18 protein-coding genes are annotated in these 20,304 nt (G+C 65.6%); 4 read left to right on the top strand and 14 right to left on the bottom strand.

The window, feature by feature from the left end:
• Window positions 1-16: 16 nt before the first annotated feature.
• Window positions 17-1,267 (bottom strand): glutamyl-tRNA reductase, encoded by a 1,251-nt coding sequence (hemA, locus tag DENOEST_RS02160; protein WP_145770547.1) that lies wholly within the window; start codon window positions 1,265-1,267, stop codon window positions 17-19.
• A 114-nt stretch (window positions 1,268-1,381) separates the two neighbouring features.
• On the opposite strand from hemA, the gene DENOEST_RS02155 reads away from it, so the two are divergent.
• On the top strand, window positions 1,382-2,572 hold the full coding sequence (locus DENOEST_RS02155; RefSeq protein WP_145770546.1) for a molybdopterin molybdotransferase MoeA: 1,191 nt from the start codon (window positions 1,382-1,384) through the stop codon (window positions 2,570-2,572).
• Window positions 2,573-2,578: 6 nt separating this feature from the next.
• On the opposite strand, the gene DENOEST_RS02150 is transcribed toward DENOEST_RS02155, so the two are convergent.
• The 4 genes from DENOEST_RS02150 to DENOEST_RS02135 form a co-directional block, all read right to left on the bottom strand.
• Window positions 2,579-3,004 carry a DUF2721 domain-containing protein gene (locus DENOEST_RS02150; protein WP_145770545.1) on the bottom strand — a complete coding sequence of 142 codons (426 nt, stop codon included), beginning with the start codon at window positions 3,002-3,004 and terminating at the stop codon, window positions 2,579-2,581.
• Window positions 3,005-3,023: 19 nt separating this feature from the next.
• Window positions 3,024-4,808 (bottom strand): DUF1302 domain-containing protein, encoded by a 1,785-nt coding sequence (locus tag DENOEST_RS02145; RefSeq protein ID WP_170228177.1) that lies wholly within the window; start codon window positions 4,806-4,808, stop codon window positions 3,024-3,026.
• A gap of 20 nt (window positions 4,809-4,828) precedes the next feature.
• Window positions 4,829-7,801, bottom strand: a complete 2,973-nt coding sequence (locus DENOEST_RS02140; protein WP_145770543.1) for a putative bifunctional diguanylate cyclase/phosphodiesterase — start codon at window positions 7,799-7,801, stop codon at window positions 4,829-4,831.
• A 162-nt stretch (window positions 7,802-7,963) separates the two neighbouring features.
• Window positions 7,964-8,707 carry a GNAT family N-acetyltransferase gene (locus DENOEST_RS02135; protein WP_145770542.1) on the bottom strand — a complete coding sequence of 248 codons (744 nt, stop codon included), beginning with the start codon at window positions 8,705-8,707 and terminating at the stop codon, window positions 7,964-7,966.
• A gap of 362 nt (window positions 8,708-9,069) precedes the next feature.
• Here DENOEST_RS02135 and msrP point away from each other — a divergent pair, with 362 nt between their 5' ends.
• Together msrP and DENOEST_RS02125 are read left to right on the top strand one after the other, a co-directional pair.
• Window positions 9,070-9,987, top strand: a complete 918-nt coding sequence (msrP, locus tag DENOEST_RS02130; protein ID WP_145770541.1) for a protein-methionine-sulfoxide reductase catalytic subunit MsrP — start codon at window positions 9,070-9,072, stop codon at window positions 9,985-9,987.
• Between the two features lie 2 nt (window positions 9,988-9,989).
• Window positions 9,990-10,658: a protein-methionine-sulfoxide reductase heme-binding subunit MsrQ gene (locus DENOEST_RS02125; protein WP_197970484.1), complete on the top strand. Its 669-nt coding sequence runs from the start codon at window positions 9,990-9,992 to the stop codon at window positions 10,656-10,658.
• 130 nt (window positions 10,659-10,788) lie between these two features.
• On the opposite strand, the gene DENOEST_RS02120 is transcribed toward DENOEST_RS02125, so the two are convergent.
• Entirely contained in the window at window positions 10,789-11,607 is an 819-nt protein-coding gene (locus DENOEST_RS02120) for a methyltransferase domain-containing protein (protein WP_145770539.1), read from the bottom strand.
• A gap of 266 nt (window positions 11,608-11,873) precedes the next feature.
• A complete protein-coding gene (gene bioB, locus DENOEST_RS02115) occupies window positions 11,874-12,860 on the bottom strand; it encodes a biotin synthase BioB (RefSeq protein ID WP_145770538.1) in 987 nt (328 codons plus the stop codon).
• A 97-nt stretch (window positions 12,861-12,957) separates the two neighbouring features.
• On the opposite strand from bioB, the gene DENOEST_RS02110 reads away from it, so the two are divergent.
• Window positions 12,958-13,614 (top strand): ComF family protein, encoded by a 657-nt coding sequence (locus DENOEST_RS02110; protein WP_145770537.1) that lies wholly within the window; start codon window positions 12,958-12,960, stop codon window positions 13,612-13,614.
• A gap of 84 nt (window positions 13,615-13,698) precedes the next feature.
• Here the strand turns inward: DENOEST_RS02110 and DENOEST_RS02105 are convergent, their stop codons facing one another.
• The 7 genes from DENOEST_RS02105 to DENOEST_RS02075 all read right to left on the bottom strand — a co-directional run bounded on the left by DENOEST_RS02105 (window position 13,699) and on the right by DENOEST_RS02075 (window position 20,295).
• Complete coding sequence (locus tag DENOEST_RS02105) at window positions 13,699-14,787, bottom strand: tetratricopeptide repeat protein (RefSeq protein ID WP_145770536.1); 1,089 nt, start codon at window positions 14,785-14,787, stop codon at window positions 13,699-13,701.
• A gap of 4 nt (window positions 14,788-14,791) precedes the next feature.
• Window positions 14,792-15,625, bottom strand: a complete 834-nt coding sequence (locus DENOEST_RS02100; protein WP_145770535.1) for an ExeA family protein — start codon at window positions 15,623-15,625, stop codon at window positions 14,792-14,794.
• 10 nt (window positions 15,626-15,635) lie between these two features.
• Complete coding sequence (locus DENOEST_RS02095; RefSeq protein WP_145770534.1) at window positions 15,636-17,399, bottom strand: pilus (MSHA type) biogenesis protein MshL; 1,764 nt, start codon at window positions 17,397-17,399, stop codon at window positions 15,636-15,638.
• Window positions 17,396-17,794, bottom strand: a complete 399-nt coding sequence (locus DENOEST_RS02090) for an MSHA biogenesis protein MshK (RefSeq protein ID WP_145770533.1) — start codon at window positions 17,792-17,794, stop codon at window positions 17,396-17,398. The genes DENOEST_RS02095 and DENOEST_RS02090 overlap by 4 nt, the downstream gene beginning before the upstream one ends.
• Window positions 17,791-18,462: a type II secretion system protein M gene (locus DENOEST_RS02085; protein ID WP_145770532.1), complete on the bottom strand. Its 672-nt coding sequence runs from the start codon at window positions 18,460-18,462 to the stop codon at window positions 17,791-17,793. Before DENOEST_RS02085 ends, DENOEST_RS02090 begins: the two co-directional genes overlap by 4 nt.
• Window positions 18,459-19,139, bottom strand: a complete 681-nt coding sequence (locus tag DENOEST_RS02080) for a PilN domain-containing protein (protein WP_170228176.1) — start codon at window positions 19,137-19,139, stop codon at window positions 18,459-18,461. Before DENOEST_RS02080 ends, DENOEST_RS02085 begins: the two co-directional genes overlap by 4 nt.
• Before the next feature lie 217 nt (window positions 19,140-19,356).
• The gene (locus tag DENOEST_RS02075; RefSeq protein ID WP_145770530.1) at window positions 19,357-20,295 is read right to left on the bottom strand and encodes a type IV pilus biogenesis protein PilM; all 939 of its coding nucleotides are present in this window, start codon (window positions 20,293-20,295) and stop codon (window positions 19,357-19,359) included.
• Between the last annotated feature and the right edge of the window lie 9 nt (window positions 20,296-20,304).

Genomic DNA, 20,304 nt, shown 5'->3' with positions numbered 1-20,304 from the left:
ACAGGCTCCTGAGTCACTACTTGTGTTGGTGGAGGCGGTAGATCTGGGAAATGAGCCGGGCCACTTCGCCCCGCTCCTCGCCGCCCTGATTCAGTGCCTCGGTGGGCCCGTGGATCAGCTTGTTGGTCAGGCCCTGGGACAGGGCCTCGATCACCCGCAGGGGGTCGTCGCCCCGGGCCAGCAGCTTCAGGGCGTGCTCCAGCTCGTGACGCCGGGTGCGCTCCGCCGAGTCCCGCAGGGCGCGGATCACCGGCACCACCTCGCGGGAATCCACCCAATCAAGGAAGCTGGTCACCTGGCCGTCGATGATGGCCTCGGCCTCGATCACCGCCGCCTGGCGGGACTCCAGGCCCTGCTCGACGATCTGGGCCAGGTCGTCCAGGGTATAGAGGAACACGTCGTCCAGCTTGCCCACCTCGGCCTCGATGTCCCGAGGCAGGGCCAGATCCACCATCACCATGGGGCGATGGCGGCGGGCCTTCAGCGCCCGTTCCACCATGCCCAGGCCGACGATGGGCAGGGGGCTGGCGGTACAGGACACCACGATGTCATAGTCGGCAAGGCGCTCGCCCAGGTCGTCCAGGCGCATGGCATCACCGCCGAAACGCCGTGCCAGGACCTCGGCGCGATCGAGGGTGCGGTTGGCCACGGTGAGGCGCCGGGGTTTTTCGGCGCCGAAGTGAGCGGCGCAGAGTTCGATCATTTCCCCGGCGCCGATGAACAGCACCCGCTGGGAGGAAATGCTCTCGAAAATCCGCTCCGACAGATGCACTGCGGCAGCGGCCATGGAGACGATGTTGGCGCCGATGGCGGTGGTGGAGCGCACCTCCTTGGCCACCGCGAAGGTGCGCTGGAACAGCTTGTTGAGCAGGGTACCCAGGGTGCCGGCCTCTTCCGCTGTGCGCGCCGCCTGCTTCATCTGGCCCAGGATCTGGGGTTCCCCCAGCACCATGGAATCCAGGCCGCTGGCCACGCGGAACATGTGACGCACCGCATCCCCCTGGGGATGGGTATAGAGATAGGGTTCCACCTGCTGGGTCGGCAGGCGGTGATATTCCGCCAGCCATTGGGCCGCCGCCTCGGGATTCTCCGTGGCGCAATAGACTTCGGTGCGGTTGCAGGTGGACAGGATCGCCGCCTCTTCTATGGGCTTGGCCCGCAACAGATCGTGCAGGGCCTGGGGCAGGCGCGGCAGATCGATAACCAGCCGCTCGCGCACGTCGAGGGGGGCAGTGTGATGGTTGAGGCCGAGGGCGAAGACCTGCATGGGCAAGCCGGGAAATACAGACGGCCTGGATTATAGTACCGCCTCACCCTTCGGCCCTAATGGGCATGGGTAAGGACCTCTCCGTAGCATGCAGCCACCTCCCCTATAGATATCATGACCCTGCTCTCCTTCGACGTGGCCCGAACCGCCCTGCTGGCCTCGGCCCAGACCATCCCCGAGATCGAACTGCTGGACCCGGCCGACGCCCTGGGCCGCGTCCTGGCCGAAGATCTGGTCTCGCCCCTGACCGTGCCTCCCTTCGACAATGCCGCCATGGACGGCTATGCCCTGCGGGCGGCGGATGTTCCTGTCGCCGGCACCCGGCTGCCGGTGAGCCAGCGCATCACTGCCGGCGCTTCCGGCGCCCCCCTGGCACCGGGCAGCGCCGCCCGCATATTCACCGGCGCGCCCCTGCCGGCTGGTGCCGACACCGTGGTGATGCAGGAGCAATGCGAGGCCGGCGAAGGCGAGGTGACAATCACTATCCAGCCAGACCGGGGCGACCATGTGCGCCTGGCCGGAGCCGACATCCAGGCCGGATCGGTGATCCTGAAGGCCGGCACCCGGCTCTCTGCCGCCGCCCTGGGCCTGGCCGCCTCGGTGGGGGTCGCCCAACTGGCTGTTCGACGGCGCCTGCGGGTGGCGATTTTCAGCACCGGCGACGAGCTGCGCATGCCCGGCCAGCCCCTGGGGCCGGGCCAGATCTACAACTCCAACCGCTATGTGATGCGGGGCTTCCTCCAGTCCCTGGGACTCGAAGTGGTGGACCTGGGCATCGTTGCCGACGACCGGGAAAGCACCCGTGCGGCCCTGCGCCAGGCAGCGGAAGCGGACGTGATCCTCGCCAGCGGCGGCATGTCCGAGGGCGAGGAAGACCACGTGGCTGCGGCAGTTCGGGCCGAAGGCCGCCTGGATGTCTGGAAGATCGCCATGAAACCGGGCAAGCCCCTGGCCTTCGGCAGCGTGGGCACCACTCCCTTCATCGGCCTGCCCGGCAACCCGGTGGCGGTGTGGGTGGGCCTGCTGCTCCTGGTTCAGCCCTTCCTCGCAATCCGCTCGGGCATGCCCGCGCCGGCCATGGCCAGCCAGAAGCTGCGGGCCGACTTTTCCTGGAAGGTGAAGGGCAACCGCCTGGAATTCATCCGCGTGCGGAAAAACGAGCAGGGGGGACTGGACTGCTACCCGGACCAGAGCTCCGGCGTGCTTTCCTCCGCCGTCTGGGCCGACGGTTTGGCCGCCGTGGCCCCCGGCACTGTGATACAACCCGGCGATCTGCTGGATTTCACTCCCGGGCCGGCGGGGTAATCCCCCTCAAAGCCGCCGATGCCCCTGGGACTGCACCGCCAGATAAACCTCCCGCAGGAACAGGCTCAGACCCAGGATCATCGTGCCCATGGCGAGGATGAACAGCAGGGCCACGGTGTGGGCCATTTCCACGCCCAGCATGGGGCCGACAAAGGCGCTGGCCACCACCAGGCACACCAGGAGGCCGCTCAGCACCTCGCACAGCATGGCCCGGTAGATCAGCAGGCTGCGCCGGTCCAGGCTGGCCAGTTCCTGCTCATGCTCCGGTGTGGTCGCACCCTCGGCCTGACGCCCGTAGAGCACCCGGCGCCGATCCACGATGCGCCCCAGGCGCATGTTGGTGACACTGATCAGGGTGGCGATGGCCGTCAGCAGGAAGACCGGCGCGACGGCAAGCTGGATGGCGTGGGTGATGTCGCTGATGCGGTCCATGGCGCCGTCTCTCCCGTCCTCAGAAACGCAGGCCCACCGTGGCCGAGAGGACGCTGCGGTCCCGGCTGGCGTTGTAGTAGCCGCCCCAGGTGGGGGTCCAGGAAATTTCCGCCAGATACATCTTCTGATAGGCGGCCCGCAGGGCCAGCCCCAGGGTACGCCGTCCCTCGTTGAAGGCATTGTCGTGGGACCAGCCGCGCACGTCATGGGCGAAGCTGAGGGCGGGCATCAGGTCGAGCTGGTCGGCCACATTGGGATAGCGCAACCCGACCCGCAACCGATAGCCCCAAGCCATTTTCGATACGTAACCGTCATCGCTGCACTGGATGGCGGAGCCGGCGCAGACGCCGCCCACCGGACCGATGTCGAAGATGTCCGAACGGCCATAGCGGCGGGTAGCCGGATCGGGCAAGTCATTCATGTACTTGGCGCCCACCTCGCCTCCCAGACTGACGCTCTCGGCCCCCCACAGGCCCTTGATCTGGCCGCTGGCGGATAGCTGAGCCTGGAGCACATGGCGCCGGTCATAACCGTGGAATACGCCCCCCGGCGCGGTGGCGATGGCGTCGCCGCGCAGGGCGGAGGGCGCCACATTGGAGGCAAAGGCCCGGATCAGGTCCGTGGCATTCAGGGCCACGGGCTGATTGGGCCGATAGGTGAGTTCACCGGCCAGGGTCATATTGTTGCCCTTGGTCATGAAGGTCAGCCCGAGCATGCGGATGTCCTCGGGATACTCGGTGAGGTACTGGACGTTGAGACCATCCGGATCGCCGGGCAGGAAGGGCCCCCCCGCCCCCCGGGGCGACTTGATGGCGCTGGCCACCGGCAGGCGGCTGTGGTACTGGGCCAGATATACGCCGAAGTCCGTGGCGAGGGAAGGCGCCTTGATGTTCAGCCCCAGGCCGAACTGCCCCGAATTGGAGACCTCGGGGGTCGGGGCGCGCTTGCCGTAGAGTCCGAACCGGGTTCCCACCACATCGGTGGCGCCGGCCACGAAGACCACATTGCAGCCCTGGGCCAGATAGTCATAGGTGGAAAAGTAGGTGCCGCAGCCGTCGATCTCGGTGGCACGGAAACGAAACTGGTGGAAGGCCTCGACACGGGTGTCGGCACTGATGGCGAGCCGGGCGGAAAGGGCGGGAATGGGCACGCCGACTTCCTCAGGCAGCACCCCCGGCCGGCGCAGGGCCGGCAGGTCCATCGCGTTGATGGCCGAGAGGCCGCCGCTGATGGACCAGCCGCCTCCCCAGGGAATCATCTGATCCCCCAGACGCAGGCTGAGGGGCATGGCCCCCGGCTTGAAGCTCGCCGAGACATAAGCCTCCTGGAACACGGCACCGGAAAATTTCGCCCGGGCCGAGAAGCCCTTGTCACTGAGGGGCTGGCCCGCCCGATAGCCGTTGGGGGCGTTGCCGAAGGGGGCATCCGCCTCCCCCAGGGTGAAGTCGTGCCAGGCCTTGGCCCGCAGCATCAGGCCCAGGTTGTCCTGCTTGAGCTCGATGCTGCCCACGGCTTTCAGCGCCGTGGAGATGCGCTCACCGCGAGCGAAGTTGAGGTCGCCGTCATCACTGTTGCGCCCCCCCGCCGCCGTGCCGTCGGTGCCCACCAACCCACCGTTGCCGGCCTGGAGCAGTCCCGGGTCGCGGCTCTCGGTGCGCAGGCTGGTGCCCAGGGTAACGGCGCCATGAACCGTGGCTGCGACATCGCCGAGATTGAGGTCCACCGCCTGGGCCAGGGGGTGCCAAAGGCCGGCCAGGGTCAGGGCCAGGGTCATTGTGGTGCGCTTGATCTGAGGTCTATTCACGTACGCCGTCCTTGTCATGGTCAATGCAAATCCCGGCGGCCAAGTTCCGGCAAGCCCCAGGGTTCGATGTCCTGAAGGGTTTTCACATAGGCGGCGACCACAGGGTCCTGGATGAAATCAGCCCCCGAACAGGCGGCCAGGAGGTTTTCCAGGGGCTGAGGCAGGGCAATGATGTAGCCCTGGAGATGATCGATGCCGGCCTCCACCATCGCCTGGACGGTGGAAATATCCTCCGCCCATTCGGCGATGCTTTGCATGCCGAAGTTGTGGGCCAAGTCGGAAATTGCCTCGACGATGGCCATGTTGGCTGGATGGGCAGTGGCCCCGAGCACGAACTGCCCGTCGATCTTGAGGGCATCTGCCGGCAGGTGGCGGAGATAGGAAAAGGAAGTGTAGCCGGCGCCGAAATCGTCCAGGGCAACTCGGGCGCCGTACTGCTTGGCCCGGTCCACAAAACGCAGGGAGGTATCGATGTCATGAAGCGCGACGCTCTCCGTGATCTCGATGCAAAGCAGGGCAGCGGCCCTGGGGTGCTGGGCCAGCATGGCGAAGATGTCCTCGACGAAGTGCATGTCGTTGAGGGAGGCGCCGCTCAGATTGACATTGACCACCCGTGTATTCACCAAGGCGGCATGATGCTCGTCGAGCCACTCCAGCGCTCGCTGGAACACCCAGCGGTCGATCAGGGAAATGCGCCCGCTGGTCTCCGCCGTCTTGATCACCTTGTAGGCGGAGCTGATGAGCCCGCTGTCCGGGTCCCGCATGCGCAGCAGGAATTCGAAATTCAGGGAGTCGAAGGGCGCCCGCAGGGACATGATGGGCTGCCCGTGAAGCACCAGACCTTCTGGCGCGGCGTGGGTGCCGAACTGCTGGATGATGCGCAGTTCCTCGGCCCGCTCGGCGAATACCGGCGCGTCCTTGCGGTAGACCACCAGTTCGTTGGGGCCGCCTTCCTTGGCGGTGCGGCAGGCCCGATCGGCGGCGGAAATCGCTTCCGTAAGCAGGATTCCCGGCGTCACCTCGATCAGGCCGATGGAGGCATTGACGATGAAAGCCTTGGCATTGATCTTGAAGGGCTCGCTGAATACCGCCCGCAGGATGGCACGGCATTGCCGCTCAGCGACGGACATGTCGCTGGTATTGAAGGCGATCACGAATTCGTCGCCGCCGACCCGTCCGAAATGAAAACCCTCGGGCTCCAGTGCTCCCTCGATCTGGCGGCAGATCTGGATCAGGATTTCGTCGCCAGCAGCGTGGCCATAGAGATCGTTGATCAGCTTGAAGCGGTCCAGGTCCAGATAGGCCAAGCAGAGAGTCGAGTCGGAAATGCGATTGAAGGCCACTTCCAGGCCACGCCGGTTGAGGATACCGGTGAGGGGATCATGATCTGCCAGCAACTGCAACTGCTTGGCAGCCAGGGTGCGCTGGGTGATGTCCTGGAGGGAGCCTTCCACATGACCGTCGGTGGCCGTCGCCTTGACCAGGAAATAGCGGCGCTGCCCGCCTTCCATGACGGAAATCTCGGTCTCGCCGCTGGCCCGGCCACGCAGGGCATCATCGAGATTTTCCCAGGTGCCGGCACCGAAGAATTCCCCCCAGTGACGGCCGCTGAAATCCGCCACCCCAACCATGGTCCGCATCGCCGGATTCACCCGAAGGAAACACCCCTTGGTGTCGAGGGTGAATAGACCGATGGGAATGGCCTCGTAGGTATTGCGCAGCTCGGCCTCGGCCCGCAGTCGCCCCAAGCGTTCCTGGTGCATCTGCTCGGCGATGGCCAGGGCCGCCATCAGACTGGAAATCAGGGCGGCGGTAACGCTGTTGAACAGCCCCATCAACGCCTTGATGCCGAGGGAGGCTGCCACCACCTCATTGAAGTTGGCCCCTACCGTGATGGCGATAGATATGGCATACCAGATCGCTACCGGCGAACGGGTCACCATCAGGATACGAACCATCAGAAAAATGATGGAACCCACCGAGAACACCGAGAGCAGCCAGAATACCGGCAGGAACTGCCCATAGGACAGAACCAGGGCGCACAGCATCAGGGGCGCGTTGGACCACTTCACCCAGTTGAGCCAGCGGCCATAGCCCACCTGGCGCAGCTCGGCGGCCAGGAGCCGGCTGAACAGCATGATGGTGAGGGCGCAATAGGCGGCCATGGAGAACTTGCGCACAAGGAACATCCAGGTGGCGGGGATTTCATGGCCGAACCAGAGGGTGTCGAAACCGGCCGAGAGGGCAGCAATGCGGAGATTGCCCATCAACCAGGCGGCAAACAACACATAGATCCATTCCCGGTTGATCAGGGCCGTGATCAGCACGAACAGGGTCAGGATCAACAGGCCCCCATCCAGCAGCCCCAGTTCCCGATGAAACTCGGCGATGGACAGGTCGAAATCGCCTTCCGTCCACTGCCGCACCGTCAGCCGGGCCGGGCCGGAAAACTGGGAGCGGCACAGCACCTGCGCCGGAACGGCGACAGCGGGAATCAGGAAGAAACCTGCCTTGGCCTGGCGGACCCCGCCCTCGGCGCTGGCCCGGCTACCGCGGCCCAGGGGATCAAGGGTCGCGGCGTCCCAGCAGGAGACTTCCCGTGCATGGCGGGACGGAAATTCAATCAGCTGCGCTCCATGTCCACCGACAGCTGGCGACAACGGCCCATCGAAAACAAACCAGAAGGGGGCTTCGGACAGGTGCGTGTCGAGATACCCGATACGGGGCAACCCGGCGAGACGAGCCCTTGCCTGGTGGGGCTCGAAACTCCCCCCCGGGTCAGCGACCACGGCAAAATCCAGGCCCTGCCCGCCATCATTGGCAAAGCGCGCCGGCCAGACCGCGAGGGCCGCCAGGGTCATCAGAGCGATCGCCACAGGCACCAGGAACACCGAGAACCTGAAAAGCAGGCCGTCGATCACGGTTCCGCCCGAACCATTGACTCCCGGAGTCAACAGCTCACGCAAACCCGTAGCAAACCGACGACGTGACATTGATGACTATTCCGAAAGTAATAATGTTCCCAGCCAGAATTTAACAGTTTATTTGTCTTCCCGAGTGTCCTCCGCAGGTAAAAACAAGCTGCTCGACTCCCATAAGAAACGCCCCATATTCATCCGTATTCCGTCGGATGAATATGGGGTACCCGGACTGCATCAGGCCACGACGCGAATGCCGGGAACCACGGCATGGGTCGGCAGAGTGACGGGGAAATCCAGGGAGGGCAGAACGGGGGCGCCGCCGATATTGATATCCGGATGCTCGGTGCGGAAAAACAGGGTGTGCAGGGGATGGGCGACATTGCGCCATTTCGGCTCCACCGTGGCCACATGGATGGCCATCACCCGATGGGGAATATTGCCCACATGTTTCATGGGTACATAGCCTGCCTCGGGCAGGATGTCCTCGAAGGTGAAGGTCTCGTACATCCGGTCCAGGGGGGAACGGGCGGTGATCACGATCCACTCGATGCCGACATTCCGGCAGTGAGCCAGGACCGCCTTGAACAGCAGGGTCTTGACCAGGCTACCCCGGTCGCGCTGGGTCACGCCCAGGCGAGTGGCCTCCACCAGATAGCAGCCCTGGAGCCAGTCGGGCAGTTCCACCGACTGCTCCACGCTCAGGGGCCGGCCTTCGTTGGACTGGATGCGCATGGATCCGATGGGCGAGCTATCAAACTTGGATTCGGCCAGGAACAGGGTCGTGCTCGGCGCGTAGTCGGCGGGTTCGGGCTGCTTCAACTGGTTGGCGAAGTCTGGCACATGGCGCTCATAGGCAGCATGGCGAATCGCCACCGCCTTGCGGATATCGGCATCGCTGGTGGCGATGCGGATGGTGAAGGGGAGACGCTCTTCGACGATACGGCCGGCTGCGGTTTGATTCATGTAGGCGTGGTTCATGATCAGTTCTCCATAGGATGTAGGTGGGTGCTACAGGCAATGCCGATGGCCGGAACGACAAGCGTCCCGACCACCATCACGACTGCCGACGGCAATCCGCCGTCAGTCGAAATCTTGTCTTGTTCAATCCATTGTCCCGATCGGCAAACGGCTGGGCCTGCCTCCGGCGCAGACCCCCGAGGATCGAAATCTTCAAGAAACCTTTTGCGCCGCGCCCTGGACGTATCTCCGACGTCTTCTCCGGCACACCGCTCCTCCATTTCCACCGGACCGCGGCGGAAAATCCCATCCTATCAGGAAGGCCATAGAACCTCCCCATCCCGAGCGTGTCAATATCCTATCGCTACAGTAGGATAACAGCCATGTCGATCCGCCCCGCCATTCCCCCTTCCGAGATCACCCCCCGCGAAGTCTTCGAGCGCCGCCGCGAGTTTCTGCGAGCCGCCGCCGCCACCCTGGGGAGTCTGGCCCTGCCGGTCCTGGCGGGAGAAAGGCTGGCCAGCCGACCCGGCCCCCACTCGACGGGGGAGACCCCCACCCCCTACAAATCCATCGCCAGTTACAACAATTTCTACGAGTTCGGCACCGACAAGACCGACCCGTTTGAACACGCCCAGCGTCTGCGCATCCAACCCTGGACGCTGCGGGTGGAAGGCCTGGTACAGCGACCCCGCACATTCGGCATCGAGGAACTGCTGCGTCTCGCTCCCCTGGAGGAACGCATCTACCGCCTGCGCTGCGTGGAGGGCTGGAGCATGGTGATCCCCTGGATCGGCTATTCCCTCGAGCACCTGCTGAAGACGGTGGAGCCCCTGGGCAACGCCAGGTATGTGGAATTCATTTCCGCCACCCAGTCCGACACCATGCCCGAGCTGCGCCGCCGTGTGCTGGACTGGCCCTATACCGAGGGCCTGCGCCTGGACGAGGCCCGCCACCCCCTCTCCCTACTGGTCTTCGGCCTCTACGGCGAGGTGCTGCCGAAACAGAACGGCGCCCCCCTGCGTCTGGCGGTGCCCTGGAAATACGGCTTCAAGAGCGCCAAGTCCCTCGTCGCCATCCGTCTGGTGGAAAAGGAGCCCCTCACCAGTTGGGTCAAGGCCGGGCCCGGCGAGTACGGTTTCTATTCCAACGTCAACCCGACGGTGGACCACCCCCGCTGGAGCCAGGCCCGGGAGCGGCGCATCGGTGAATTCTTCAAGCGCGAGACCCTGATGTTCAACGGCTACGGCGACCAGGTGGCCAGCCTCTACAACGGCATGGACCTGAAAAAATATTTCTGACCGTGAAAAATCCCTCCCCCGCCGCAATTTCCGCCATCAAGGTTTTTTTGTTCCTGCTCTGCCTGCTGCCCCTGGCCCATCTGGCCTGGGGCGCCTGGCAGGACGCGCTGGGGGCCAATCCCATCGAGTTCGTCACCCGCAGCCTGGGCACCTGGACCCTCAAGTTCCTGCTGATCACCCTGACGGTAACGCCCCTGCGCCGCCTCTCCGGCTGGCACTGGCTGCTGCGGCTGCGCCGCATGCTGGGGCTGTACGCGTTTTTCTACGGCAGCCTGCATCTGTCCAGCTATCTCTGGTGGGATCAGTTCTTCGACTGGAGCGCCATCGCCAAGGACATTCTGAAGCGGCCCTTCATCACCGTGGGCATGAGCGCCTTCCTGCTGATGACGCCCCTGGCCCTCACCTCCAACGCCTGGGCCATCCGCCGACTCGGGGGCCGGCGCTGGCAGGCCCTGCATCGCAGCATCTACGTCATCGCCATCCTCGGCGTGCTGCACTACGCCTGGCTGATCAAAAAGGATCTGTTCCTACCCCTGATCTATTTCGTCCTGCTCGCGCTGCTGCTGGGTATCCGCGCCTGGTGGCGCAATCAGGAGCGGCGGGGGCAGCAGGCGGGGAAGTATCTAACGCCCCGGCGCGGCCGGATCATTCCTCTCGTCGTCAGACGCTGACGCCGGATTATTGAGTCGGCTGTTCTTGAAATTGCCGTTCGGGCTGAGCCTGTCGAAGCCCAGCGCCCTTCGACAAGCTCAGGGCGATCGGTTTCAAGTTGATTGCAGCCGACTCAATAACGTCCGCGTTTTACGGCCGGCGCTGGAACTGGATCACCGACCGGCCATCGGCGGTCTGCCTGGGGGCCGCCTTCCAGGCATGGCCATAGACCACCTCGAAAGTCGCGGGCACGGGTGACCGGCTTTCCGCCCAGGTCGCCAGCACCCGCCGCCACTGGCGCCAGGGCAGATGGCCCAGCAGACCGTCCCGCACCCCCAGATGACGCTGGTCCCGCAGCATGCCCCGGGGGGCCGGATAGGTGAGGGTGATCATTTCCATGTCCATCACCGGATCGGCGAAGCCGGCGGCCACCAGCATGTCGCCGATGTCGTGCATGTCGTGGAAGGCGCGCAGGGGCGGCGCTATGCCGCAGGCGGCGCAGGCGGCCCGCAGCTCCTTGAGAGTGTCGGGGCCCAGCAGGGAGAACATCAGCAGGCCATCCACCGCCAGGGTCCGGTGCAATTCACGGAAGGCCGGCAGGGGATCGTCCAGCCAGTGCAGCATCAGGTTGGACCAGATCAGGTCCAGGCTGCCCGCCGCCAGGGGCAGATGATTGACATCGCCATTGACCAGACGCGGAGCGCGGCCCCGCAGACGCTGCATCAGGGGAACGCGGCCGGCCACCTGGTCCAGCATGGGAAGGGCGTAGTCCAGGGCCAGGGACAGGGCCGCGGGATAGCGCTGTTGCAGGGCACGCAGGCCATCGCCGGTGGCGCAGCCGATGTCGGCCAGGCGTCGGGGCTGGAGCCGGATGACATCGAGGCGCTCGGCCATGCGGCGTCCCACTTCGGCCGCCAGGACGGCGGCCGAGTCATAACTGGCGGCCGCCCGGGCGAAATCAGCGCGCATGCAACACCGCGTCCGATGCCTTACCGTGAATCCCCCATTGAAACGGCAGGTCAAATAGTCGAGCGTAGCGAGCAAACCAGTCACCTCCCCCGGAGAGGGGGGCGGAGGCGGGGTTTCGCAAAGCACTGCTTTGCGCCGCCATAGCCGGTCGGCTGTGCAAAGCCGACCGTGGGCGGCTGGGAGGGGGAGGGCCTTCCTGCTGTTTTTCCGGCCGACCGGCACCGCCCCTCATCGAAGTTTCCCTGCTTGATTCCGGCTTGGCCGATTCAAACTGCGGCGCTGAGCCCCAGGCGGGCGAACAGGGCCTCGTCCCGGGCTGCCTCGGCGTTTTCCGCCGTGAGCAGCTTGTCGCCGTAGAAAATCGAATTGGCGCCTGCCATGAAGCACAGAGCCTGCAACTCGTCGCTCATGTCCTCCCGGCCGGCGGACAGACGCACCATGCTGCTCGGCATGGTGATACGGGCGGCGGCGATGGTGCGGGCGAACTCGAAGGGATCGATGGGAGGCACGGCCGCCAGGGGGGTGCCGGGGATGCGCACCAGGTTGTTGATGGGCACGGAATCCGGCGGCGGCGCCATGCAGGCCAGGGTGGCGATCATGGCGGCGCGGCCGCGGCGGGACTCGCCCATGCCGACGATGCCGCCGCAGCAAAGCTTGAGGCCGGCGGCGCGGGCCTTTTCCAGGGTGTCGAAACGATCGGCCTGGCTGTGGCTGGTGATCACGCTGCTGTAATGCTCCGGCGCCGTGTCGATGTTGTGGTTGTAGTAGTTGAGGCCGGCTTCCTTGAGGCGCTCGGCCTGGCCGTCCTTGAGCATGCCCAGGGTGACGCAGGTTTCCATGTCCAGGGCCTTCACCGCCTTGACCATGTCGATCACCACATCCAGGTCCGCATCCTTGGGGCCGCGCCAGGCGGCGCCCATGCAGAAGCGGCTGGCACCCCGCGCCTTGGCGGCGCTGGCCGCCGTCACCACGGTATCCACATCCACCAGGCGTTCCCGCTCCACCTGCTCGTGGCGGGCCGACTGGGAACAGTAGCCGCAGTCCTCGGAGCAGCCCCCGGTCTTGATCGACAGCAGGGTGGACAATTGGATGACATTGGGATCATGATGCTGGCGGTGCACCTGCTGGGCGCGGAACATCAGATCGGCGAAGGGCAGCTCGAACAGGGCTTCCACCTCGGCGGTGCTCCAGCGCTGGCTGGCATTGTCGACGGGCGCGGCGCGCTTGACGAGCGTGATGGGGGCAACATTCATGGGGAAGCCTGCGGGGAAGAATCGGGAAGGGGCCGGATTATCCCGGAAGGAGAGGAAGCTGTCCAATCAGGGACTTATCCGCAGAATCGGCGGGGCCATGCTGCCGTCCTGGGACTGCCTGCTTTGCGGCGGCCGGGACAGCGGCCACCTGCTGTGCGCCGGCTGCCAGACCGATCTGGCGCCCCTGCCCCTCCCCGCCTGCCCCCGCTGCGCCCTGCCCCTGGCCGACGGACATCCCTGCGGCGCCTGCCTGCGCCAACCACCCCATTTCGATGCCAGCGTGGCCGCCTACGTCTATGGCTTTCCCGTGGACCAACTGGTCCAGGCCCTCAAGTACGGCCATCGCCTGGCCCTGGCCGATTTCTTCGCCGAGCGGCTGCTGGCCGGTCCCCGGCCCGCTGGAGATCTGCTGCTGCCCTTGCCCCTGGCCCCGGATCGTCTGAGGGAACGGGGCTTCAATCAGGCCCTGGAAATCGCCCGGCCCCTGGCCCGGCATCTCGGCCTGCCCCTGGAAACCGCCCTCTGTCAGCGCCGGGGCGCCACCACCTCCCAGGCCAGCCTGCCCTGGAAGGAGCGCCGGAAGAATGTGCGCCACGCCTTCGAATGCCGGGGAGACCTGAGTGGCGTTCATGTGCTGGTGGTGGACGACGTGATGACCACCGGCGCCACCCTGGATGAATTCGCCAACACCCTCAAACACCACGGCGCCTCCAGCGTCAGCAACTGGGTAGTGGCGCGAACGCTGAGGGATTGAGCGCTTGACCCCATGGAAACCAGGGGGACGCGAACACGGGGAAGCCTTGCGCCCCAGGGTTCCTCGTGGCCATTGTTAACGATCTCAGCGCAGCTTCTGTTCCACCAGGGCCGCCAGGTCAGGGCTCAGGGTGCCGCTGTCGCGGGCTTTACGATAGGCATCCCGAGCCTCGGTCTCGCGGCGGTCGGCATCCAGGGCCAGACCCAGGCCGTACCACCAGCGACCCTCGGCGGGATGCAGGGCCAGGGCAGCCTGGTAACGCTGTGCGGCCTCCCTGGGACGTTGCAGCCTTTGCAGCAGCAGGCCATGAAACGCCTGGTAATCGGCATTGCGTTCGGCGTGGGGACCGTGGGTCGCCAACAGATCGACTGCTCGCGGCACATCACCCTGCTCCACCAGCAGGCGGGCAGCGATCATGGCCCAGCCGCTCTGAGTCGGATCCAGGGCCAGACCATCATTGGCCACACCCAGGGCTTCCCGCCATTGCTTTTGTTCCAGCAGCACGCTGAGTAGCGCCTGGCGCGCCTGGGCGTGGCGACTGTCCAGGTTCAGGGCACGGCGCAGGACGTCGACCGCCTCGGACAGGGATCCCCGCCGTACCAGGCCCAGGGCCTTGCGGTACTCACCATCGGCCACTTCGGAAACCTTGGGCGTGCGGGATGTCTTGTCGATCTGGGACTGGGACTCCGCGACGGGCGGAGGCGGCCGGGTGGTCGGCGGCGGCGTACCTTCACGGACTTGAGGCGGGGCCGGAGCGGGTGACACCGGGCGTGGCGGAGTGACCGGCCGGACCGGCAGGGCGCCGGCATCCAGGTCCGGGTCGATCTTGAGGGAGGTGATTGGCGGCGGCGCCTCCTTCGTGATCACCGGCGCGACCGCAGGTGCCGGCTCGACGGCGTGGGGGATCGCCGCGACCGGTGGCGGCGCGGCAGGCACGGGTAGAGCTGACCGCACTGGAGCGGGGGCCGGGAACCGGAACGACGGACCCCGCAGCACCAGCCAGACCACAACGCCCCCCGCCAGGAGCCCCGCCAGCAGCAGGGCCACCTCCCGCCAGCGCGAAGCCACAGGTCCTCCAGACAAGACCCGCACGTAGGAGGCAAGATCGTCCCGATCCGTGGCCGGGGCATCCCGACGGTCCAGGTCCCGCAACATCTGATTGAGCAGGCTCATGTCGTCAGGCGGGCAGCCACCAGGAGATGGCGCTGGCGCCGTCGGTATCGGCCACCGCCTGGCGAACGTGCTTTGTCGTAACGCGATAGCGGCCCTGACCGAAGGCGGCCAGGAGGGCCTTGTGGGCCAGAATATTCACCAGGCGCGGCGCACCGCCGGAACCTTGATGCAGGGCCTGGCGCGCCCGTGGAGTGAACAGGGGTTCGCCCCGATGACCAGCCACATCCAGTCGATGAGCCAGATAGCTGTCCAGTTCGTCCCGGGCCAGGTTGGGCATCCTGTAGCTGAAGGCAATGCGCTGGCGCAATTGGCGTACCCGGGGCTGGGCCAGCATTTCGTCCAGCTCCGGCTGGCCGAACAGCACGATGTGGATCAGCTTGCGCTTTTCCGTCTCCAGGTTGGACAGCAGGCGCAGGCTTTCCAGAGTCAGCATAGGCATGGTCTGGGCCTCGTCGATGCACAACACCACGGAACGGTCCTCGCCCGCCAGTTGCAGCAGACGCTGGTTGATGCGGCGAATCACATGGGCCGCCTCCCCCTGCCCCTCGCCCACCTCCAGCTCCTCGGCCACCAGATTCAGCAGGGCCTTGGCATCCATCTGGGGATTGGGCACATAGGCGCCAATGAAGGAACTACCCAGGGTATGAAGGAAACGACGGCACAACAGGGTCTTGCCCACCCCCACCTCGCCGGTGATCTTGACGAAGCCCTCGCCACTCTGGAGGGTCAGCAGCAGGGTGTTCATGGCCTCCTGATGGGCACGTGTGGAACAGACGTACTGGGTATCGGGAGTGATCCCGAAGGGCAGTTCGTGCAATCCGAAATGGGCCAGGTACATGATTCCTCCCTCACTCACCCCGTGGCGCGCCGCCGCCCTTGGTGTCGTAGCCCCGGAGTCGCTGGCTGGTCTGCTCCAGATCCCGCACCCAGGACTTGTCGTCGCGGATGATGGTGGGCTTGATCAGAATCACCAGTTCGGTCTTGCTCATACTGGATTTGCGCTGCCCCGCCAGCAGTCCCAGGCTGGAGTCCGTGGTGCCCGGCAGGCCGCTGCGGTCGGAAGACTGGGACTGCTTCATCAGGCCGCCGATGGCGACAATGTTGCCGTCCTGGACCCGGACGATGCTGTCGGTCTCATTGACGCTGCTGGAGGCCAGGGGCAGCTTGTAGGTGCCCAGGGCGGTCCCCAGGTTGATGATCTTTTCCTTTTCCACCACCTGGCTCACGGCAGGATGCACGTGGAGGATGATGTTGTCGTCCTCGTCGATCTGGGGCGTCACATCCAGGGAGATGCCGGAGAAATAGGGTTGCAGGGTCAGGCTGGGGGTGCTGACCGACCCCGTGGTGGTGGTGGTGGTGTTGGTGGTGACGTTGGTGATGAACAATTCGTCGGTGCCCACCTTGAGCAGGGCCTTCTGGTTGTTGATGGTGGCGATGCGGGGACTGGACAGCACCTGCACGTCACCCTGGCCTTCGAGAAAATTCAACAGGGCAGCAAAACTGGCGGTCTGGAAAGCCAGGCCGAAAAAGCCCGCGCCGGTGGCGGCAGTGGCCAGGGCACCGTAGCGGCCTGGCAATATTGAAACTTCGTCATTGCCAAAAACGGCCGAAGTACCATCGGCACCCAGGGTATTCAAGGTGGTGCCGGGAGCGGTGATGCCCAGGGCGCTGCGTACCCCGCCCCGGGCCGTGGGCGCATTGCCGAAGGCAGCCCAGTTGATGCCCGCCTGGAAGTTGTGATTGAGGGAAACCTCGATGATCTTGGCTTCCAGCATTACCTGCCGATCCACCACGATCTGAGTGGCCTTCAGATAGTTCTCCACGGCGCGCAACTCCTGGGGGAAGGCCCGCACCACGATCACCCCGGAGAGGGAATTGACCACCACGTTGCGGCCATCGCCGCCGCCAATCAATGTGGTCACGGCAGAGGTCAGGTCGCGCCAGAAGTCCGAATCGGTCTGGGTCTGCACCCGGCTGGTGGTGGTACCGCCACCACTGGTCGAGTTGCCGGTACCTGGTTGCGGGCCGGTGCTGCCGGTGTTACCGCCCTGGTTCTGCGTGGAGGTGCTGCCGGCGCCGGCACCCGTGCCGGCAATGGAGCTGGAGGTCACCCGCAGCTCGGTATTGCCCTGGCGTCGGGAAGCCAGATAATTGACCTGGAACATCCGGGTTTGCAGGGTATTGGGCTGAATATTGATGCGGCTGCCCCGTATCTGGAATTCGTAGCCGTAAAGCTCACGAATGGCCTCCAGGGCTTCCCGCACCGTCACGTCCTTCAGATTCACTGTGATCTGACCGGTTACCTCCGGCCCCACCAGCATGTTGTAACGGGTACCGGTAACGATGGCCATGAAAACCTGGGCTGCCGGCGCGCTGACTACGGACAGGTCGAAGCGAGCCTCGCTGTCCAGCCCATTTCCGGGCATCTGCACTGCCAGAGGCGGCATCAGGGCCTTGTCCGCCGAATCGCTGGCCTTGCGCTCGGCCAGAGCCTGGCGCAGTTCCGCGCCGATCTGGTCCCGCACCATATCGGACCGGGGCGGGTTCTGTGCGGCGCAGCCGGCCAGCAGCAGGCTCGCCAGGAGGCCGACGGCGCGCAGGCCCAGGCTCATTTCTTCCTCCCGGCACGGAGCGACAGCGGACGATCCTCGGCATGAGGCAACACCGGCGCGCTTTTTTCCACGGCGGGCGTCAACCGCAGCTCCTCGCGGCCCCCAGGGCCTTGCAGGATGACTTCCGACTCGTTGATCTGAACCAGGCGGGCATCGCCGACCTTGCCCCCCAGGTCCACATACTGGCCATTGATGATGGCGGCAGGCCGGGTGCCCTTGCGCCGCAGAATGGTCTGTAATCCCGTCGCGGCCGGCGTCGCAGCCGTGGCATCGGCTGACGGAAGGGTGGCGGCTAGCGGTGGCCGGGTCGGGTCGGCCACGCCCTGGGCAACCAGCCGTCCCGGCAACAGAGCACCGAAGGCGATGGGCAGGAGCAGGGCGCGGGGCATTTTCATACCACCAGCCATGTGGAATCGAGACTCAGGGTATAGAGTCTCAGGGTCAATTCGCTCCTGGGGTAAGCCGCCACCAGGGACATATGTTCCCAGAGCAACTTCTGGGGCGAACCCTCCAGTTCCGACAGATAGCGTTGCAGGTCAGGATAGGGGCCGGCCATGCGCAGCTCGATACCGTGCCGGAACAGGTTGCCGGTAGCGACTTCGCCCTTCGACGCGGACACGGTTTCGCCGGCTGGCGGAGCGATCAGCGGCGCCGGCGCCAGGGTACGCAGGCTGACCAGTTCCAGGCCGCGATGACGGGCCAGCAGCGCCTGGAGCAGGCGGGGCACCTGGTCCGGCGGCACCAGGATGCTGTCGTATTCGCGCAGACGGACATCCAGGGCCGCCAACTTGCTGTGCGCCTCGGCCAGAGCCGCCCGATTGGCTGCGTCCGGGTCCCGCAGCCGTGCCTTCATCTCCGCCACCTGGGGCTCCAGGACAGCCAGTTCCCCCCGCTGCCGGATCAATTGTTTTTCCAGGGCGCTCATCTTGAGCAGGCTGGGTTCCAGACCCAGCATGTAACCACCCAGCCCCGTCACCAGGACCACGGCCCCCGCCGTCATCCGCCGCTCCCGCAGGCCAAGGGCGGCGAAGCGAGCGGCCAGGGCATTCCAGCGGGCCTTCATGACCGCGGCTCCCCGGCGTTCGACAAGGCCGTTCTCCCTTCCTCGGCAAGCTTCTGCCGGGGAATCAGAGCGAACTCGTGAAAGGGCGGGGACGTAACGGCGGCACCCGGCGTCCCTGTCGTTTCAGCCTTCCCCGCCTGCAACTGCATGGCAGCGAAGGAGCGGCCCTTGAATGCCTTTTCGCCATTCAGGCGCTGAATGTAGTCCGGCAACAGCGCCGGATCGTTGGTGCGACCGCGAATCTCCATGCCCGAGCCGTCCACCGCCACGGCAAAACTGGTCAGCCAGATGCCAGCCGGAGTCTGGCGGGCAAGGCCGCTCAGATACTCGGCAAAGCCCACCGAGCTGGGTCCCAGGCTGTGGCCCAGCAGTTCCATCGCCTTCTGCCGGGTCATCAGCAGTTCGCCGACCGTCTTCAACTCCGACTCCAGCCGGACATCAGGCTTGCGGCCGGAAATTTCCCGGCCCAGAGCCGCCATCTGGTCCTGTTCAGCCTTGAGCCGGGTCGAGAGAACCGTGACCTCCGTCTCCAGCCGAGAAGTCTTGACCCGGACCACCCCGCTCGCCCCGGCCATGGCCAGCAGCAGCAGGGCGGTGACCATGGCCAGATTTGCCGCCGAAAGCAGTTCACGCCTTTTCAGCAGAGCGGGGTTGTAAAGATTGATCTGCTGGCTCAATGGACTACCCTCCCCCCGACCCCCTCCCCGAGGGAGGGGGTGACGGTGGTTCGCCGGCGAACGCCGGCTCCATAGATAAGGCTGCCGCGCCTTTGGGCGGCCATGCGGCGCGGCGCCCTCCCCCCGCCCCCCTTCCCAGGAGATGAGGTGACAACGGTTCGCCGCTGCGCGGCTCCGGGGCTGGGTTGGCGCCCCTTCGGGCGGCCGTGCGGGGCGCTCATGCATCCTCCCGCAAGGCGGCACCGATGGCCAGCAGGGCCTCGGACTGGCGCCCCGGCTCGGCCAGGACAGGCACGGCGGCAAGATCCAGCCCCTGGGCCAGATCCATCACCTCCACGGTCTGGAACAGGTTTTCCCGCAGGAACTCGATGAAAGCCTCCGCGCCGGACAGGGGCGCCACCAGCAGGCGGCTCAGGGTGATGAAGGAATAATTGCGGTCGAAGTTGTCCAGGGAGCGCTGCACATCCAGCAGCACCCGCTCGTGGAGGCTCTCGCTTCCCTTTCCGGCCCTCATCAACTCGTCGGCGGTAGCCTCGATGCGCCGGGTCACATACAACTCGCCCTGGTAGGTAAAGGTCAAACAGCCACCCGTGGCGTCGAACACCAGCAGGGCCAGCCCCCGGTTGGGTTCCTCGAACAGGGTGGCGATGTTGCGCTGGGCCAGCTCGGGAATATCAATGGCCACCAGGGGCAGCCGCGCCTGCTGGAAGTCCTGAACCACGGGGGCCAACACCTCGTTGCCGGCCGCCACCACATAGACCTGGGCCGCCCGACCGCCACTATCCGGCGCGCCGGGAATGTCCAGCACATCGATGCCGGCCTGATCCACCGGGAAAGACACCATTTCCTTGATACGCCAGCGCAGGGCATCACGCCGCTCCTCGGCGGGAACGGAAGGGGCCTCCATCTGGAACAACTGGTACTGCCCATGCCCCAGCAGCGTGGTACAACGATCGCCCCCGCCCAGCCGGCGGCTGCTCCGCAAGCGTTTCAGGACATCCGGCCGCGACCCCGTCTCGCCGAAGGCATCCCAGGCCAGCACCTGGGGCAAGCCGTCGGTGCGACGACGCACCCGGGCCACCTCCACTCCCTGGGAGCGGAAGACCACGGAGGTCCACCCATCGCTGGAAACCAGTTGACGCCGACTAGGCCACATGCCCTCGCC

Origin of the sequence: Denitratisoma oestradiolicum (assembly GCF_902813185.1) — a bacterium.
Taxonomy (GTDB): Bacteria; Pseudomonadota; Gammaproteobacteria; order Burkholderiales; family Rhodocyclaceae; genus Denitratisoma; species Denitratisoma oestradiolicum.
This window is presented reverse-complemented; position numbering and strand designations above follow the sequence as displayed.

What these genes read in the sequence shown, in the direction of transcription:
- hemA (WP_145770547.1), bottom strand. Translation starts at nt 1,267, where the DNA reads ATGCAGGTCTTCGCCCTCGGCCTCAACCATCACACTGCCCCCCTCGAC.
- DENOEST_RS02155 (WP_145770546.1), top strand. Translation starts at nt 1,382, where the DNA reads ATGACCCTGCTCTCCTTCGACGTGGCCCGAACCGCCCTGCTGGCCTCG.
- DENOEST_RS02150 (WP_145770545.1), bottom strand. Translation starts at nt 3,004, where the DNA reads ATGGACCGCATCAGCGACATCACCCACGCCATCCAGCTTGCCGTCGCG.
- DENOEST_RS02140 (WP_145770543.1), bottom strand. Translation starts at nt 7,801, where the DNA reads ATGTCACGTCGTCGGTTTGCTACGGGTTTGCGTGAGCTGTTGACTCCG.
- DENOEST_RS02135 (WP_145770542.1), bottom strand. Translation starts at nt 8,707, where the DNA reads ATGAACCACGCCTACATGAATCAAACCGCAGCCGGCCGTATCGTCGAA.
- msrP (WP_145770541.1), top strand. Translation starts at nt 9,070, where the DNA reads ATGTCGATCCGCCCCGCCATTCCCCCTTCCGAGATCACCCCCCGCGAA.
- DENOEST_RS02120 (WP_145770539.1), bottom strand. Translation starts at nt 11,607, where the DNA reads ATGCGCGCTGATTTCGCCCGGGCGGCCGCCAGTTATGACTCGGCCGCC.
- bioB (WP_145770538.1), bottom strand. Translation starts at nt 12,860, where the DNA reads ATGAATGTTGCCCCCATCACGCTCGTCAAGCGCGCCGCGCCCGTCGAC.
- DENOEST_RS02110 (WP_145770537.1), top strand. Translation starts at nt 12,958, where the DNA reads ATGCTGCCGTCCTGGGACTGCCTGCTTTGCGGCGGCCGGGACAGCGGC.
- DENOEST_RS02105 (WP_145770536.1), bottom strand. Translation starts at nt 14,787, where the DNA reads ATGAGCCTGCTCAATCAGATGTTGCGGGACCTGGACCGTCGGGATGCC.
- DENOEST_RS02100 (WP_145770535.1), bottom strand. Translation starts at nt 15,625, where the DNA reads ATGTACCTGGCCCATTTCGGATTGCACGAACTGCCCTTCGGGATCACT.
- DENOEST_RS02095 (WP_145770534.1), bottom strand. Translation starts at nt 17,399, where the DNA reads ATGAGCCTGGGCCTGCGCGCCGTCGGCCTCCTGGCGAGCCTGCTGCTG.
- DENOEST_RS02090 (WP_145770533.1), bottom strand. Translation starts at nt 17,794, where the DNA reads ATGAAAATGCCCCGCGCCCTGCTCCTGCCCATCGCCTTCGGTGCTCTG.
- DENOEST_RS02085 (WP_145770532.1), bottom strand. Translation starts at nt 18,462, where the DNA reads ATGAAGGCCCGCTGGAATGCCCTGGCCGCTCGCTTCGCCGCCCTTGGC.
- DENOEST_RS02075 (WP_145770530.1), bottom strand. Translation starts at nt 20,295, where the DNA reads ATGTGGCCTAGTCGGCGTCAACTGGTTTCCAGCGATGGGTGGACCTCC.